21 protein-coding genes are annotated in these 16753 nt (G+C 30.8%); 15 read left to right on the top strand and 6 right to left on the bottom strand.

What is annotated here, in order from left to right; all coding sequences use genetic code 11:
- Nucleotides 1–119 precede the first annotated feature (119 nt).
- Both FG167_RS09960 and FG167_RS09955 read right to left on the bottom strand, forming a co-directional pair.
- Nucleotides 120–1082, bottom strand: coding sequence for a hypothetical protein (locus FG167_RS09960; RefSeq protein ID WP_203458148.1), 963 nt, complete (start codon nt 1080–1082; stop codon nt 120–122).
- Nucleotides 1079–3388 carry a hypothetical protein gene (locus tag FG167_RS09955; protein WP_203458147.1) on the bottom strand — a complete coding sequence of 770 codons (2310 nt, stop codon included), beginning with the start codon at nt 3386–3388 and terminating at the stop codon, nt 1079–1081. Before FG167_RS09955 ends, FG167_RS09960 begins: the two co-directional genes overlap by 4 nt.
- Before the next feature lie 166 nt (nt 3389–3554).
- Between FG167_RS09955 and avs4 the strand changes: the two genes are divergently transcribed.
- Nucleotides 3555–8309, top strand: a complete 4755-nt coding sequence (gene avs4, locus FG167_RS09950; RefSeq protein WP_203458146.1) for an AVAST type 4 anti-phage nuclease Avs4 — start codon at nt 3555–3557, stop codon at nt 8307–8309.
- Nucleotides 8310–8322: 13 nt separating this feature from the next.
- Here the strand turns inward: avs4 and FG167_RS17510 are convergent, their stop codons facing one another.
- The 4 genes from FG167_RS17510 to FG167_RS09935 all read right to left on the bottom strand — a co-directional run bounded on the left by FG167_RS17510 (nt 8323) and on the right by FG167_RS09935 (nt 10606).
- Complete coding sequence (locus FG167_RS17510; protein WP_370568425.1) at nt 8323–8427, bottom strand: helix-turn-helix domain-containing protein; 105 nt, start codon at nt 8425–8427, stop codon at nt 8323–8325.
- Nucleotides 8428–8974: 547 nt separating this feature from the next.
- Nucleotides 8975–9943 carry a hypothetical protein gene (locus FG167_RS09945; protein ID WP_203458145.1) on the bottom strand — a complete coding sequence of 323 codons (969 nt, stop codon included), beginning with the start codon at nt 9941–9943 and terminating at the stop codon, nt 8975–8977.
- 101 nt (nt 9944–10044) lie between these two features.
- Nucleotides 10045–10323: a helix-turn-helix domain-containing protein gene (locus FG167_RS09940; RefSeq protein WP_203458144.1), complete on the bottom strand. Its 279-nt coding sequence runs from the start codon at nt 10321–10323 to the stop codon at nt 10045–10047.
- An 85-nt stretch (nt 10324–10408) separates the two neighbouring features.
- Nucleotides 10409–10606 (bottom strand): hypothetical protein, encoded by a 198-nt coding sequence (locus FG167_RS09935; RefSeq protein ID WP_203458143.1) that lies wholly within the window; start codon nt 10604–10606, stop codon nt 10409–10411.
- Between the two features lie 99 nt (nt 10607–10705).
- On the opposite strand from FG167_RS09935, the gene FG167_RS09930 reads away from it, so the two are divergent.
- The 14 genes from FG167_RS09930 (at nt 10706) to FG167_RS09865 (ending at nt 16606) form a co-directional block, all read left to right on the top strand.
- The gene (locus tag FG167_RS09930; RefSeq protein ID WP_203458142.1) at nt 10706–11197 is read left to right on the top strand and encodes an N-acetylmuramoyl-L-alanine amidase; all 492 of its coding nucleotides are present in this window, start codon (nt 10706–10708) and stop codon (nt 11195–11197) included.
- 3 nt (nt 11198–11200) lie between these two features.
- Entirely contained in the window at nt 11201–11383 is a 183-nt protein-coding gene (locus FG167_RS09925; protein WP_203458141.1) for a hypothetical protein, read from the top strand.
- Nucleotides 11384–11388: 5 nt separating this feature from the next.
- Nucleotides 11389–11835, top strand: a complete 447-nt coding sequence (locus tag FG167_RS09920; RefSeq protein WP_203458140.1) for a hypothetical protein — start codon at nt 11389–11391, stop codon at nt 11833–11835.
- Nucleotides 11832–12320, top strand: a complete 489-nt coding sequence (locus FG167_RS09915) for a hypothetical protein (RefSeq protein ID WP_203458139.1) — start codon at nt 11832–11834, stop codon at nt 12318–12320. Before FG167_RS09920 ends, FG167_RS09915 begins: the two co-directional genes overlap by 4 nt.
- A 1-nt stretch (nt 12321) precedes the next feature.
- Nucleotides 12322–12843: a hypothetical protein gene (locus FG167_RS09910; protein ID WP_203458138.1), complete on the top strand. Its 522-nt coding sequence runs from the start codon at nt 12322–12324 to the stop codon at nt 12841–12843.
- A gap of 9 nt (nt 12844–12852) precedes the next feature.
- On the top strand, nt 12853–13356 hold the full coding sequence (locus tag FG167_RS09905; protein WP_203458137.1) for a peptidoglycan-binding protein: 504 nt from the start codon (nt 12853–12855) through the stop codon (nt 13354–13356).
- Entirely contained in the window at nt 13356–13850 is a 495-nt protein-coding gene (locus tag FG167_RS09900; RefSeq protein ID WP_203458136.1) for a hypothetical protein, read from the top strand. The genes FG167_RS09905 and FG167_RS09900 overlap by 1 nt, the downstream gene beginning before the upstream one ends.
- Entirely contained in the window at nt 13828–14076 is a 249-nt protein-coding gene (locus tag FG167_RS09895) for a hypothetical protein (RefSeq protein WP_203458135.1), read from the top strand. The genes FG167_RS09900 and FG167_RS09895 overlap by 23 nt, the downstream gene beginning before the upstream one ends.
- On the top strand, nt 14073–14396 hold the full coding sequence (locus tag FG167_RS09890; protein ID WP_203458134.1) for a hypothetical protein: 324 nt from the start codon (nt 14073–14075) through the stop codon (nt 14394–14396). The genes FG167_RS09895 and FG167_RS09890 overlap by 4 nt, the downstream gene beginning before the upstream one ends.
- The gene (locus tag FG167_RS09885) at nt 14396–14743 is read left to right on the top strand and encodes a hypothetical protein (RefSeq protein ID WP_203458133.1); all 348 of its coding nucleotides are present in this window, start codon (nt 14396–14398) and stop codon (nt 14741–14743) included. The genes FG167_RS09890 and FG167_RS09885 overlap by 1 nt, the downstream gene beginning before the upstream one ends.
- Complete coding sequence (locus tag FG167_RS09880; protein WP_203458132.1) at nt 14652–15071, top strand: hypothetical protein; 420 nt, start codon at nt 14652–14654, stop codon at nt 15069–15071. The genes FG167_RS09885 and FG167_RS09880 overlap by 92 nt, the downstream gene beginning before the upstream one ends.
- A complete protein-coding gene (locus FG167_RS09875) occupies nt 15071–15577 on the top strand; it encodes a hypothetical protein (RefSeq protein WP_203458131.1) in 507 nt (168 codons plus the stop codon). Before FG167_RS09880 ends, FG167_RS09875 begins: the two co-directional genes overlap by 1 nt.
- A 52-nt stretch (nt 15578–15629) precedes the next feature.
- Entirely contained in the window at nt 15630–15971 is a 342-nt protein-coding gene (locus FG167_RS09870; protein WP_203458130.1) for a hypothetical protein, read from the top strand.
- 110 nt (nt 15972–16081) lie between these two features.
- Nucleotides 16082–16606: a D-Ala-D-Ala carboxypeptidase family metallohydrolase gene (locus tag FG167_RS09865; protein WP_203458129.1), complete on the top strand. Its 525-nt coding sequence runs from the start codon at nt 16082–16084 to the stop codon at nt 16604–16606.
- Nucleotides 16607–16753: the final 147 nt, after the last annotated feature.

Raw genomic sequence — 16753 nt, 5'->3', positions numbered from 1 at the left:
TGAGGTTTCTTTTTTACCACGCTACCAAACATTTACTAAACTTCTCAAAAATAGTTAACAAATTGATTAATATTTGTTGATTAGAATATATCGAACTCCCTTAAAATTATAATTCAATTTTAACTTAAAGATTCTATTTCGTTAAAAATATCTTTCTTCAACTTACTTAAAGGGCGTTTCAATAGCTTTTCATCTTCATAATATGATTCAAAAAGAATGTGGTATGCTTCTTCTCTTGTGATTCCATAATTATCAAATAAACTCTTCATATAAGAATTGGAGTGATTGACACGCTTATTAATTAAGGCTTTAATTAACCCTTTATGATTAGCATTATATGTTCCCACTATATTAAAGTAATCCAAAGAACCTTCAACTAAATCCTTAATGTCTTTAGATGAAGTGTATTTAAGAGTATTAATTGATGTATCAAAATTAGTTGACTTTCCAATTAGACTTGAATAATCCAAAGGTGAAAAATCAAAATTAAAGTGCTTAACTGGGTTTAAAGTTGAATATGGATAAAATATATTATGCTCAGCATCATTCGGGTCGTCATCACCTTTAAAATGTGTATTGCAAACATTACAACTTGGAATTAGATTATAAAATGAAAGTGCTAACAAAGGGTATCTTCGCTGAGGGTAATAATGGTCAAATTCAGGAAATACATTTTTAGTAGTACCTTCTATATTGTGAGAAGTAGTATAATTCCTATTACAGTATGGACAAACATCAATTGAAAGTGCTTTAGCTAATTTAAAGCCATCGTGCTTCCCTTTTTTATATTTTCGAAACCATTTATAATTAATTATGTTTTCCAAATCGCTTCGAAGGTCAGACGAATCACCGAATTCATGAAATAGCTGTTGCTGTATTCCAATAACAGCAGGTAATTCGCTAACCAAAATTCTTGACTCATTTTCTTCCAAAAAAACAATTAATCTACGAAAAGGAATCCTTCCCATGGAATTTTTATGATTTTTATAAATCCTTTTTGCTCTTGCAACAATTTCTCCTTTCAATCCATCTTGATGCAATTTTAACGCATGACCTGTTTGATTAGTTCGAATGTTAATCATCTTTTTTTAATTTTACGTTTTAGACGTTCTATTTCTTTCTCTATTGCTTCTTTATCATTAGTTGCTTCAATGTACATTTGTCGGAGTTTATGACGTACTATTGGCTCATCGATTAACTCGATAACTTTTTTATGATATATTGGATCGTCAATTATCTTATATTCAGAATTGAAATCTTTTCCCATCTGCAAATTTAACCAAGCAATCGTTTGATTAATTTTCTTACTTGCAAAATCACCAACTAATCCACCTTCGATAAAAAAAGAATGAGCTATAAGGTCAGAAATGTTTGCCCCAAATGATTTTCTAGGTCGTTCATCCTCTGCTATATTTCCTAAAATTTTTGATTTTAAATTTTCATCTTTCTTAATATAAATTACATTGTGATTTGGGATATCTGATAACGCCAATGGGTCATGAGTTGCCAAAATGATTTGAATTTTTGGAGATATATTCTCAACCTCAGCTTCCTCAATAGTGGAATGACTATCAAGTTTTACAAAAAGCTGTTTAAAAATGTCAGGTAGAACATTTAAAAGATAACTCACATATCTTCTTTTCCATAATGGGTGAAATCCTAAATCTGCTTCGTCTAACAGTAAAATATAATTTTTTTTACGTCTTTGAAAATCATATTTATTGAGGGTAAAGCTATAAAATGCACTGAATAAATTTAATAGTGACTTCTCACCAAATGATAATCTCGCAGAAGGTGTGAATTGAAGAATTTGCGCATTAATCACAGAGTTTTCATTAAAACAGCCTATCATTTTTCTGTAAGCCTGCAATAATTCTTTGAAAGAATTAAAATTAATAGATATTAAATTCATAGTTAATACACCGTCTTTAATGTCAAAACCTTTTCTTTTTTCCACTTCTTTTAAAACATCGTAAAAATGAACAATAGAAGAAAAAAGTTTAATTGATTGCTTAAATTCACCTACAACTTGAGCTTTAATTTCAGCTCTATTATCTCTATGGCTTTGAAAGTTTAATCTAAGACCTCGTTGTAATTCATCAATAGAGCTTTGAATCTGTTTATTTAGCATTTCCGTTGTCCCAGAAATAGGTGTATTAATTCTTTTGAGCACTTTCTGAACACCATTCCTATAATTTTCAAAATCCTTTTCACCTAATTCTTCATTAATCAAATTTTCTAAAGAACTATATAGAATAGAGACATTATCTGAACTTGAAGAATTAGATAGACTTGTCAATCTAATTTTTTCGAACCTTTCTAAAACACGCATTTCTTTTTTATCCAGCTCATCATTGAAATCTAAACCATCTAATAAATCTAATGACGTATTAAAGTTTAGAACCTTCAATTCGTTCTTTACTCTCTGATAAAGATACTTGTCTATAAAAGCTATCTTGTGACTCAAAAAGTCAATAAGCTTTTCAATAAAATCTTTCTTAACTAAAAATTCTTCAAAAAGAACATCTGGCCTACCATTATATATAGTTTTCATGGAGGTTGCATCAATAACAATGTATGATAAAATATTAACCTCTATATTTTTAAAAAAATCTAAACCATTATTAGTCAAATGGTTTAGATTTTCTTCTTTTATTTCATACGTATCCCAAAGGTCATCCAGATTCTGTTTTTGGATAATTTCAATATCTCCATCTTCCTTAAAACCACCATAGGTGTTACGCAAATCCCTTTTAGACAATGGCTTTGCCGAAATAAATAATTTATTATAAAGCGGTATTTCACTGTACCTCTTTTTTAAAGCCACACTTAAATCACTACTCAAAAACAATACATTTTTTTCAATTTTATCAAAATGGTAATCATCAATAGTTTGGTTGCGTTTTGGGTTAATATTTAAGGCAGATGAAAAACTTTCAAGTTCAACATCAGGTATAGATGTATAATACAGCTTGGGTATATCATCTGTAGCAATAGAGTGTTGTTCTATGGATTTATAATAAATATTGATTTGATTTTTGATCGTAGGGTTCCCATTTTCGCCTCTTACACCTGTCCTATTATCAATGATAGGTTCTTCTCCTCCGTCATCATATACAAATACAGCTCGGCTAAAATCTCTAAATTTATTGACAATAGACATAACCGTAGTTTTCCCTGTACCATTCGCTCCGACTAAAGCAGATATGAGTGAAATATTATCACCAAAGAAATCAGGAATATGTTTTTCATTCTCGGTTAACGTCAATTCGATTTCGGTTTTCTCTTTGTTAAGTAAAAATTCGCAAGTATATTTTCCTCCGAAATTAATAGTTTGTGGCTCATCAAATAAGAAATGTTCTAATATAAAAATTGAAGCTAATACCATGGTTCTTAAAAAAAATATTTAAATTCAGTTAGATAAAATTATAAAACTAACTATAATTTATTCAAAAAAAAAACAGAATTTGTATCAAAGTATAACATCAACTAATTGATTTTCCCTATATTTATTATCTCTCCCTATATTCAAAATAACATTTTTTTAGAGCAATATGATTCAGATAAATTGGAATAATTTTAAAGCTAAATTTAATGGCAAAGAAACCTCTTCATTTGAAAGTCTTGCTTATCAACTTTTCTGTAATGAGTATGGAAATGATACGGGTGTTTTTCGATTCAAGAATCAAACAGGAATAGAAACAGAGCCTATAAATTTCGAAGGTATATATATTGGATTTCAAGCGAAATTTTATGAAACAAAAATATCTGATAATAAAGATGAAATAATTGAATCAATAGAAAAAGGTAAAAGAGAAAACCCTAAACTAAATAAGATTCTATTTTATTTGAATCAAGAATTTTCGGAAAGTTCAACAAAGAAAGTAAAAAACCCAGCTTACAAAAAAGAAATAGAAAAAATCGCTAAAAAACTTAAAGTAGAAATTGAATGGAGAGTTCCAAGTCATTTTGAAAGACAACTTGCTCTTCCAAAAAACAATTACTTAAATGACTTCTTTTTTAGCTTAGATAAGAGCGTAATTGATAGTTTAAATGAAATAAAAAATCACTCTGAAAATCTACTTAGACCTATTCAGGAAAACATTGAATATGAGAAAAATAGAATAATAATTGATAGAATATCAATTATTAATGATATCCGAGAAGAGGTTGACAAATCTGGAATTGTTATTATTAGTGGAGAAGGTGGTTGTGGAAAAACAGCAATAATAAAAGAATTTTATAACGATAATAAAGACTCATTCCCTTTCTATATTTTTAAGGCATCAGAATTTGAACTTAGTGATATTCAATTACTTTTTAAAAAACACCATAATCTATCCTTAAATGACTTTACGGAAGCACATAACAAAGAAGAAAGGAAAATAATTGTTATTGATTCAGCTGAAAAGATATCAGATTTAGAAAACCAAGAACCCATCAAAGAATTCATTTCCGCTTTAATTAAAAACTCTTGGTCTATTTTATTCACAACAAGATTAAGTTATTTAGATGACCTAAGATTTCAATTTATAGAAGTTTTCAGACTTCCGTTTAAACAAATAGGTATAAATAATTTAACAGAGTCGGAACTAATCAAATTATCAGAAGAATTCAAATTTCAATTACCGATAAATGAAAGGTTAAAAAAAATCACACTAAATCCTTTTTATCTTAATGAATATCTTAAAAATTACAATAGTATTGATAACACTATAAATTATTCAGAATTTAAAAATATTTTGTGGCTAAAAAAAATTCAAAATTCTTCTTACAGAAAACAGAATACTCATATAAATAGAGAAGAATGCTTTTTAGCTATCATAAAAGAAAGAAGCGACAGTGGTAATTTTTTCGTAAACCCAAGTGGATGCCAACCTGCAACTCTTTCACTTCTGCAAAGCGATGAAATAATTGATTATAATTCAGCAAATGGTGGTTATTTTATTACTCACGATATTTATGAAGAATGGGGATTAAATAAACTTATAGAAAGAACTTACTTACAATCTTTATCTAATAAAGATTTCGTTTCTAAAATTGGTTTATCCTTAACTATTAGGCGTGCATTTAGAATATGGTTATCAGATAAGTTAATAGAGAACCTTGATGAAATCAAGTCATTTATAGAAAATGTTTTTATAGACAAATCTATTGACCAAACTTGGAAAGATGAGACACTTGTATCTATTCTACTTTCAGATTATTCAGATGAGTTTTTTACACAATTTCACGAGTTAATTATAAATGATGAATATTCGATTTTAAAAAAGTCGATATTCTTTTTAAGAATTGCCTGTAAAGAAGTTGATAATAGTCTTTATAAGTTATTTGGCAAAGAATTAGACCTAAAGTATTTATTTACAAAACCAAAAGGTAATGGTTGGCATTCTGTTATTGATTTAATTAACAAAAACATTGAAAATTTTGACATTTCAGACTTATCATATTTAACCCCTTTATTAGAGGAATGGAATAGTAACAACAACAAAGGAGAATCGACCAAGAAAGCAAGTTTATTTGCTTTACATTTTTACAAAAAGCTACAACTAAGTGACGAGTATTTATACACAGAAGATTCAGGAAAAAAATTAGTGAAAATTATAAATCAAGGTGCTCCTGAATTAAAAGATGAATTATCGATAATATTTGATGAAGTATTAGAAAACAATTGGTCTAACCGTAGTGACCCTTATTATGATTTATGCCTATCTATTTTAAAACCAGAGTTAGAAGCATTACCTACTTTAATAGCTTTACCTGACTATATATTAAAGTTAGCAGACTTATTTTGGTTTGAACCGCCAATAAAATCAGGATTGTATAGTAGCATAGGTATGGAGCAACATTATTCAATATCAAGAAACTCTAAACACGATTATTCTACTGCAAGTGCATTACAAACACCAATCAATTACCTATTAAAATTTTCTTTTAAAAACACTTTAGATTTCATAATAAACTTCACAAATAAAACAGTTGAGTTTTATGCCAATTCTGATTATAAAGATACAATAGAAGAAATCGAAATTCAATTAACAAATGAAATAAAAGTTAAGCAATATATAAGTCAATCCTTATGGCATTTGTATAGAGGAAATGGCTCTCCTGTCACCCCATATCTATTACAATCTATACATATGGCTTTAGAAAAACATCTTTTGGATATAGCCAAAAAACATAAATCAGAAATTATTGAAAGCTGGTTGCTTTATTTAATAAAAGAGTCAAAATCCGCTTCAATAACTTCTGTTGTTGCAAGTGTTGTATTAGCGTATCCTGATAAATTATTTAATGTTGCCAAAGTTCTATTCGGTTGTCAAAAACTATTTCATTACGACACATCCAGAGCCGTTTCTGAATATCACGTTAAAAGTTTATACTCGATAGGTTATGGAATAATGTCTGAAAATGAAATATATGCTGATGAAAGAATTAAAACATGTGATGACCCACATAGATGGAATTCATTAGAAAGCTTAGCCTTAAACTATCAGTTATTCAAAAATGAAGAAATTAGTGATGAAGAATCTAAAAACAGAGCAAGAATAATTTGGGATATCATAGATAGCTTTCACAAAAAACTACCAAAAAGAGATGAGGAAACTGATAAAGACAAAACCACAAGACTTTTATTAGCAAGACTTGACAAAAGAAAAATGAATATCTCTACCGAAGTACAAGGGGACAAAATATTAGTGAGTTTAAATCCTGAAATTGATGCAGATTTAAAAAAACACAGTGAAGAGGCAGTCAAAGAGAGTTTATCTTTTATGAAGCATTCAGGACTAAAATTATGGTCAACGTACAAACTTGAAGGAGATAAAAAACACGAAAAATATGAAGAATATCAAAATGACACTAAAAAAATATTAAATAAAACTAAAGAAATTATAAATGGGTTAAAAAATGGTGATTCCCAATTTCATCTTTTTAACAGTGCTATTCCATCACTTACTTGCTCAACACTCATAAGATTTTATAGTAGTGAATTAACAAAAGATGAAAAAGAATTTTGCAAAGAAACAATACTTGAATATGCAACCGCCCCTTTTCAAGATGGATACAACTATCAAGTATCTGATGGTGTTGAAGTATCAATTTCATCTATCCCGTTTTTAATTAATCTATTTCCTGGTGAAAGTAGCAAACTCAATTCGTTATTGTTTTTAGTCTTAATGGATAATCGAACAATAAGTCATCAAGTTAAGTTTTGTAATTTTGCAATAAAGGCTTTTGCTAATCATCTATGGGATATCTCTCCATTAAATGCCTTAAAAATATTACAATGTTTTTTAAAATTCAAACCTCTATTTAATATTATTAAAGAAGAAAAATCAACAAGAGCAGATATGCCTTATAGCAGAGTAAGGGTTTCATATCAAGAAATTATAAAAGAGTTTTTCAAGCAATATGAAAAAGAATTAGATGAAGCATTTAATAAGGATTTTGAAGATATCGACTTTAAAGTTGATAATTATTCAGTACAAGATTTAGATATCATTTTTCAAATAATCCCTATTAAAACCGAAGATAAAACTTTACTTAATTATGTGTCAGAAATTGTATTGTCACTAAGTGAAAAACTAATAAAGGGTAATAGACATAGAGACCGAGATAAAAGCAGAGACAGAAGCCAAGATATTGATTCTTCATTACGATATAGATTCCTTAAAAAATACTCATACTTTGTATTATACAGGCCTGTAAGTGATATTGATAGGTTTATAAAACCATTTGTTGATAATTTTCAATCAAGTGATGAAATGAAATACTTTTTTGAGCAATTTATTTGGGCAGAAGATAAGATAAATCAGTACGAACAGTTTTGGCTAATTTGGGAACTTTTTTATCCAAAAATAATAGAATTCGGCAAAGATGAAGGAGGACATTACTATAAAAGTATTATTAAAACTTACTTATTAGCTTGGAATCATTGGAGAAAGGATGCAAAAAATTGGGTTAGCTTAAAAGAAAGAGAAAAACTATTTTACAAAAAAACTGTTAGAGATTTGGCTGAGAATCCAGCTGTATTAGATTCTATTGCTCAATTCTTAAATCAAATTGGAAGTGACTTTATAGAAGAAGGTGTATTTTGGATAAGCGATTTAGTTAGAGGAAATGAGCATAAAAAATTAGGAGTAAATACGGTTTACTATACTGCGCAATTAGTTAGAAAATATATTTATCTCAATAGAACTAAAGTAAAACATGAAATAAAAACTAAAACAGAAATTCTAATAATTTTAAATTTCTTAATCAGTAAAGGCTCGGTAAATGCATATTTATTAAGAGAGGATATATTATAACAAATTTGTCAAACTAATCACTGAAATGACCATCAAAAAAATCTTTTGGTTCAATTTCAAAATAAGAGCATATTTTTAAGAGAGTAGTAAAACTAACATCTCGGACTGCTCTTTCTATCCTGCCAAAGTTAATTCCTGTATAATTGTAATAACATGGAAGCTATGAAATAACTAAATAATGTTCATTTATTAATCAGAACTTAGTAGTAGTTTTTTAATCATGATATTTAAAAGGGAAATTGGATTTAAGTTACCCACACCCTCTCCGTTTTATGAGACCCTCATAAAATATTTTGAGTTTTTGTGTCTGTCTACCGTTAGGCCTATCAAATATAAGTCACTCAACGTTAGAACATATTAAAATCAATAGTGTAGCCACTTTTTGCATTTTTTATAATGTAATAGGTATAAAGAAACCACAAAAAACATAAATCACTAACTCTCAGACACCTATTACTCAGCACTTATTTAACTTTCAAGTAATACAATATGAATTGATACTCTTTATTTGTTATGAGCAAACAATTTAAGGGCTTTTATGTTTATTAAAAATCTAACAAAACCAATATTACAATTGAATTCACAGATTTCTCTAATACTTTCATAGGTTTTTTTTTAATGATTTATACTTTAATATACTATTTGATTTAAAACTAAGCCTTTTATTACGCCTTTAAATTACTTGAATTAATTTGTGTGCTTATTTCATCTATATATATACTTAAAACGGCACACTTTTTTAAATGATTAAGTTTGTCAATCATTAGTTTTTTTATTTCTTTTTTCAGATGTGTATCACAAGTATTTAAGGCATTATAATATGAATTTATATTCCTCCTAAAAGTATTTTTACTTTTCATCAGTAATCTATTCCAAGTCAATGGATTTAACTTCTTTTCAAAGTTCCTGAACTTAGTCTCAGATAGTTTAGGTTTTGCATGTTCATCGATTATTAAAACCTCATCAAATTCTTTTAAAATAACTTCACTTAATTTATCATAAACGGGAGTATTAAACAAATCTTGAATTGTAAATATCCCCAAGCTATTAATGTATTTTTTTCGATTACTTTTCGCTTCAAACCTAAATGTATTGGTTGACGTATAATTAGGAAACTGAATGCATTTTGCATAGGCTTTAATAATTTTATAAACATTTGTCATTCCTGATTTATTAACAGAATTACTATACCTACAATGTCTATATTTAGAATGTGTAGCAAATTGATTTTGTCCGTGATAAATAATTTGACATAGTAAATCCCTGATATCAATTAATTGTATAGGTATTACTATATTTATTCCAAATTCGATATTAATAATTTCAAGGTGTTCTAAGTCAACACAGAAAGAATTAAACACGTTTTTTAGCGTTTCTATGCAATTTGCAACACTAAAATCGTTTGCATTGTGTTCATTGCTGTTAAAGTAATAATGTGGTTTAAAACGGATGAATAAGGCGTTTTTTGTAAACTCAAATAACAAACCTCTGTATTGCTTCACCTTTTTTGTTTTGATTGTTTCGTTATCAAACAAGAGCACTTCGCTTTCTGAATGAAAGTAAAGTAATGAATGCTCCCAAAAATAGCTTCTGGTTTGCGCATTTGTAATCTTGATTTTTAGAAAATCTAACAACAGAAGAGTGTATATTTGTGAATAGGTATTACATTGTCGTAATACTGAACATTTGAACAAAATAAAAGAGGGCTTTGAACACCCTCTTTTTTGATTTTATACTATCGTTCTAATGGAATTATACAACTTTCTAGGTCAGCTCTTTTAAAATAAACTCGCTTGCCAATTCCATAAGGCAACAATTTACCTGATTTACACCAATTATGAATAGTTGACAAATCGACTTTTAAAATTGTTGCTACCTCTTGACGAGTAAGATACTCGGTGGGCTCTTTAGGTTGAAAATGAGATTTTAAATCTTCTAATTGTGTTTTTACACCATCAATAATAGCGCTTTGAAGTTGCTCAGGTGTTAATCCTATAAGTTGGACTGATTTCATAATTACGGCTTTTAAATTTGACGCAATTACATTCTATTTCCTTGACACTAAATATTAACACCAGTGTAGAAACAGTGTGTGATATTTAAAAAGACCTATCTAACATGAACTTTTCATTAATAATCTTAACATCCTTTTCTTTACAGTATTCTAAAATACTAGCCAACTTTGTTTTATTATTATAAAAGTTATGCGATGTATCATTATTATTTAAAGTATCACCAACATATTGACTTACAGAATGTTTAGTATTCAGCACATCCTTTTTAATATATTTTGACAACTGACTAACATTAATAAAATCCTGATTATTAAAAAATATCCCGTTTATCGCCTGTTAGGTTTTAGACGCTTATCCCCTATTAACTCTTAATCTAAACAGATGCAAAAAGTAGATTATCTCATAATACAAAGCACCAATACTTCTGAAGCTAAAGATTTTGACAAGGAAGTAATTATTAAACAACATACATCATCCATACGTGATGGTGGTTTTAATTGGAACCGTCCAGGCATCGATTATCTCATTTTACAAGATGGGACTTTGCAGACTATTATCGATGAAGAAAACCCGACGACTATAGATTTATGGGGAATATCACACGGTAAAAATGCAGTTACAGGTCAAGCAAAACACATTGCTTATGTGGGTGGCAGAACACTCAAGGAAGCTTGGGATAAAGACACACGTACCGATGAACAAAAACAGGCGCTTGAAGCCATTGTAAAGTTCTATATACTGCGCTTTCCAGATATCGTTATCGCTGGTTTTAATGAAATTCCAGCAAAGGCAGATGAAGACAATCCTGGGTTTGAAGTCGCAGAATGGCTGAGAGAATTAGAAATTCCTGAGCATAATATTTTCAAAGGATAGCAGATGAAAACGATACTCACTTTAGGCGTAGGTTTTTGGCTTGGTAGACAGATTTATGTCAACTATGACAAACGTACTGCACTTAAAAAAGAAGCAGCTCTTAAAGCACGTCTTCAGCAATTTCTGGAAGACAATAATTTTAGTAAAACCGAAAGTCAAAAACAAAGTAATCGCATTGTAAGATAGATTTAATGGCCATTCAAGTAAACGTAGATAATCGCATATTTTTAGTTCCAGAAGCAGACGACCCGTGTGACTTCTGGACAAGCTATTACGCGAAGCTTAAAAGCGAACTTGGTAAGGAGAATGCAAAAATGATTTGGCTCATTACTTGGAAAACTAACGGTTCTACTTCGTGTACTACAAGTCCTAATTTTAACAAATGGCTTAATCAAAATAACCTTGATGTTTCTAATATGGCAACCAGAACGATATCTGATTTATCTGAAATAGGTGGTAATTTGTTTGGACTTGGGAAGAATTTGACAAAGGTTTTATCTATTGGAGTACCTGTGATACTAGCGGTAGTTCTCGTTGGAATTATCGTATTACTGCGCAATACTTCAAAAAACGCAGACTTATCTGATGTAGCAATGTTGACACCTGCAGGTCGAGGCTTAAAACTTTTAGGCAAATGAATCTAACTCATAAAATAATAGGTGTAAGTGTTGGAACACTTTTGATAGGAACGACACTCTTCTCTGTAAGAAAGCGCAGTCGTGATGGGCGCACAAGCAAATTACTATCTGCTATCAAGGCTCAAATTCAACCTATATCAAATGGATTAATGTCTCAAAGTGCTTTTGATATTCATTTCCTCAATAAAGTATTACAAGCTGTAAATCGAGAAGTTTTGGTTTTAAAAACAAGTACTGCTTCTCGCTATGCAGACCAAATTCACAAGGCCTGGGGAAGCTGGTATCAAGGTGGCGATGATGAAGAGAAAGTGTATGGGATATTTAGGGAAATGAAGGATAAAGTTCAGGTATCTCAAGTAGCAAAAGCGTATCAAGAGACTTATTCAAAAAACCTGATTGATACACTTAAAGATCGCTTTGATAAAGATGAAATAACCATAGTGCTCAACATTATCAAGGCACTACCTAACTACAGAACAGCATAATATGGAAATATCAAAAACAGGATGGTGGATGATGGGTGGCGCTGGTGCAGCGGTTATCGGGATAGGTGTTTTTGTTACGCTTTCGCGAAAGCGTACTCAGAATAATACAAATCAAAATAACACTTCAACTTCTATTGGAAATGGCGTGCAAGTGACTACTGGAAATGTAGGCACAACCAAACAAGAACCTAACTGGAATAGTCCTTTTGATATGAATTATCTGACCGACGTTCAAAAATGGGTTGCGCCAAAAGGTATTCAAGTTTTAGATGATATTTCTGCAAAAAAGTATGCAAAAATAATCAAGGAATCTAAAGGCTCATTTAATGATGATGAAGATGCTGTAAAAAGTGTCTTCGGAAAAAAAATAAGAGATAAAACTCAAGTAGCAAGTTTATCTAAGGCATTTTATCAACTCTATAAAAAGGATATGTGGCAATATTTAAACAGTTTTTTAAGCCAAAGTGAAATGAAAGAATATGTCACAAAATACGTCAATCGATTACCAAATTATCAATCATAAAACGAATCAATGAAACAAACTAAATCTAAAGTCGCGCCATCATTTATGGCTAAGAATAAAGACCTTTTAGTCGTGGGTGGTGCAATTATAGTACTTGCTGGTGCTGCAACTGCTTATTATTTTTTTACTAAAAAGAAAGAGAAAAAGCAACTTGCAAACGCTGGTGGAACAGCGACGGCAGCATCAACTAGTTCGGGAGCTTCGACAACCTATCAATCGCCACCATTTGTTCCTGTAAATACTGGTAGTTCTTCTTCAGGTACAAAGCCAATCATTACAAAACGAGGCTACCCTATAAAAATAGGAAGTCGCCACGCAGATGTAAAAGTGTTGCAACGCTATTTAAAAATTTACAAAGAAGATTTAGGACGTAGCGGACCAAAACGTGATGGTGTAGATGGCATTTTTGGACCTAAAACATCCAGAGCTGCACAGAAACGATTAAAGAAAACAGTATTCACACAAGCTGATATCGCAGGAATGCGTAAAGCACTTGTAAGCCTTGGGAAATAATGAACGAGCAAACTATAAATAAAGGATTTCTTATTGCAGGCGGTTTACTTGGTCTAGGATTGCTGAGTTATTTGTTTTTCAGAGAAAAAGAAGAAACAACTGTAGATGCTGAATTTACTATTGTAGAAGATACTAAGCCTAATAAAACAGAAAGAACTGTAGCTGTTAAGAAAGCCATTCCTATAGTAAAGTTAAAACCAATTGTTTCTGCTCAAAAAGAAACAAAAGTAGTCGCTATTGATACCAAGGTGCTAACAGAACCAAATGATGATTTTCCTTTAAAATTAGGTAGTAAAGGAAAACGTGTAGAGCAACTACAAGTTTATCTTTTGAAGAATTATGGTGCTGCAGGAATTGTTACTGACGAGTTTAACGCAATTACAAACGAGCGTGTATTGAAATTCCTGAAAGTAGATAAAATAACAGAACAGCTATTTGAAGAACGTGATATAGCTAATCTTAAAAATAAAGATGCCAGAAAAAAGAAGTATTAAAGACCTTATAGATGGGCTTGTAGATAAAGATGGGTTAAAAACCGAAGTGACTGTCACTTTAACTAATAACACGCTAACTAAGATTGTCTTGGCACTATTAGCTTCAGGTGCTACCATAGTTATTGTCGCTCATATTACTAAAAATCTATTTCCAAATCATCAATTAACAGCATTGCAGGCAGATATTTCTGCCATAAAATCAACCCTTAAAAAACAACTAAAATGATAGAGATTTTACAACATATTTCAAATTATCTTAATAGCCTTGATTGGGCATATATACTAACCTTTATTGTTATTGCTTACGGTTTGAATCACTATCGCGCTACTGATTTTTTCTATGAAGTATTCAAGATAAAAATAGCAACACGTTATCGTGTGTTTTTCATTGGCTTAATCTATGGGATTGCACTCTATTTCATAAGAGGTTATCAATTAAAAATGATAGAATGTTTATTGCAATCCTTTGCTTTTGCTTTGGTATTCCATAAGTTGCTTTTGGAGAAATTTTTAAACAGATTGTTCCAAACCAAACCTAAAGAATAATGAAGTTTTGGAAACCTTTTTTATTAGGATTATGGGTTGTGATACTCATATTGTTATTGGTGTTCTACATCATCCCACAAGAAGAAGCTTTGAAAAGTGATACCATTGAAAAACTAGAGAAAGCAAACAAAGCACTTGAGTTAAAAAATGAAACACTTGATATAGAAATAACTAATTTAAAAACACAAGCCGATAGTTTGTCTGGACGAATATCAGAAAGCACTCAAACTATACGAAAGTTAGAAAACGAACTCGATGAAAAAATCAATAGGATTAATGTTATGTCTACTATGGACTTGCAAGGTTATTTCGCAAGATTTAAAGCCGATAGTTCAAGAAATCAATAGTACCCAATACTTCTGTTTTGACCTGAAGCAGTCTCGTTTTCTAGCTAAGCGATTAGAATATAGCTTGTATCAAGATAGTATAATAGTTACGCTCAAATTAAGAAGTTTAAAGTGGCGTCAATTAGTTCAGAAAAAAGACACTATTATTTTTAAACTTGAAACAAAGGTTGAAAATCTATCACTTGTTCAAGAAAATGACCAACTACAAATTGGAGAACTAAATCTCACGATTAAGAAACAGAACAAAAAAATAAAAAGAGGTAAGCTGGAGCGCTGGTTTTTTGGCGGTGGCTTACTTGTATTAACAGGAATAATAATAGCACAATAATGAGTATAGTAGGATATCAAAGTACGCTGAGACAGAATCCAATAGACGGTGGTAATACAGCAAATAGTCAAAGGGAAATCGCATTATCTCCCGCTTACATAAATCCGCTGATGTTACACTCTCCAGGACGAAACATCATAGCGGTTCTCAACGAGAATATTGTTATAGGAAAAGACATACGCATCCGTTCCAGAAATGCAAGAAAAGAAATTGCAGGCTGGCAAATTAGCTTGCCTGCACCTATAAACAAGAACCAACAAGGTGAGCATACTGGAACTTTGCTTAGTCGTCAAGGCAAACCATTTTATTATGCGATAGATGATGATGGTCGTGTCTTTGTTTCAGGATTCTTTGACGACCCAGAGGATGAAATTATTTTCAATATAAATCCTTATGTAGCAGAATTACCATTAAAATTCAGACCATTTCTTGATCGTGAAGCACCAACACCAGCAGAGAGAAGAGCATTAAGAAGGGCTAATGCAAATCGAAATGAAGTTAAATAACGCTCTCGCACTGCGACTGCGCTAAGCATAAACTACAGCGTAAATAAAACCTATGGATATACTAAAAATATTAGCTATTGTGTTAGGAGCTACGGGCTTCTGGAAACTTATAGAAATGCTATTGCAATATGGTATGCAAAAACGTCTTAAAAGTGCTGAAATACGTAATCTAAACGTTCAGGCAAATAGTCTTGTAGTTGAAAACTACAAATTGTGGTCTGAAAATATGGAAAAGCGCTTAAAGCAATTGGAGAGTAAGAACGCATTGATGAATAAAACGATAACCAAACAACGAGATCGTATTACAGAATTGGAAAAGTATGTAGATCAACTTGAAGCAGAAATACAATCTTATAAAAAAAGCAATAGAGATGAACGTGGACAAAGGAAATAATACACTGAACTATATTTTTGGAACTTTCATATTATTAAGTGCAGTCAAAATTGGTTCAGATTTATACTTGAGATATAAGAAAAGTAAAGAACCAATAAAAGGTTGCGGTTGTGGTAAAAAGTAACAATCAACATATCTATGTTGGATTAGGCACCTTGTCAGTTTTACTAATTGGTGCTTTTCTTGTTTACAAGAAGCAAAAATCCAAAAAGAAGCCTGTTGCAATTGTTAGTCAAGAATCTATTGACTTATCTGCTTTTGACAGTCCAGATCTACCTGGTTCTGGAAACTGTATGGATAGGCACTTAATCTTTATGCTTCAGCAACTTGAAGCTCTAACAGGTTATCCCATTTTTAGTTGGATTAACTCTGGCGCTCGTAGTCCTTCACACAATCGTAAAGTTGGTGGAGTATCTAACTCTTCCCACAAAATGCCTACTTGCAAAGCGGTTGACATAAAAGCTTACTCTACCTCTATTCGTAATAACCTAGTGCAAGCTGCTCGTGATGTTGGTTTTAAACGCATAGGTGTAGGTAGAACTTTTGTGCATCTTGATACGGATGATTTGAAGTCGCAATATGTGGCTTGGGGATATCCAAGTGGCGTACCAGCAGAAGTTAATCCTTTTGTTTAAACGTTAATGTTTTTTGACTGAAAAATGGCAGATGAAGTTAATTCAACACTAGTTCATTATTCCAAAATTTAATTTAAACTAACCGCTTTCTCAAAATGAGGCATTCCATCAACTTTACGCCCATCTCCAGTTTTCTTATTGTGCCAC

Source organism: Lacinutrix sp. WUR7, from assembly GCF_016864015.1.
In the GTDB taxonomy this organism is placed as follows: Bacteria; Bacteroidota; Bacteroidia; order Flavobacteriales; family Flavobacteriaceae; genus Oceanihabitans.
This window is presented reverse-complemented; position numbering and strand designations above follow the sequence as displayed.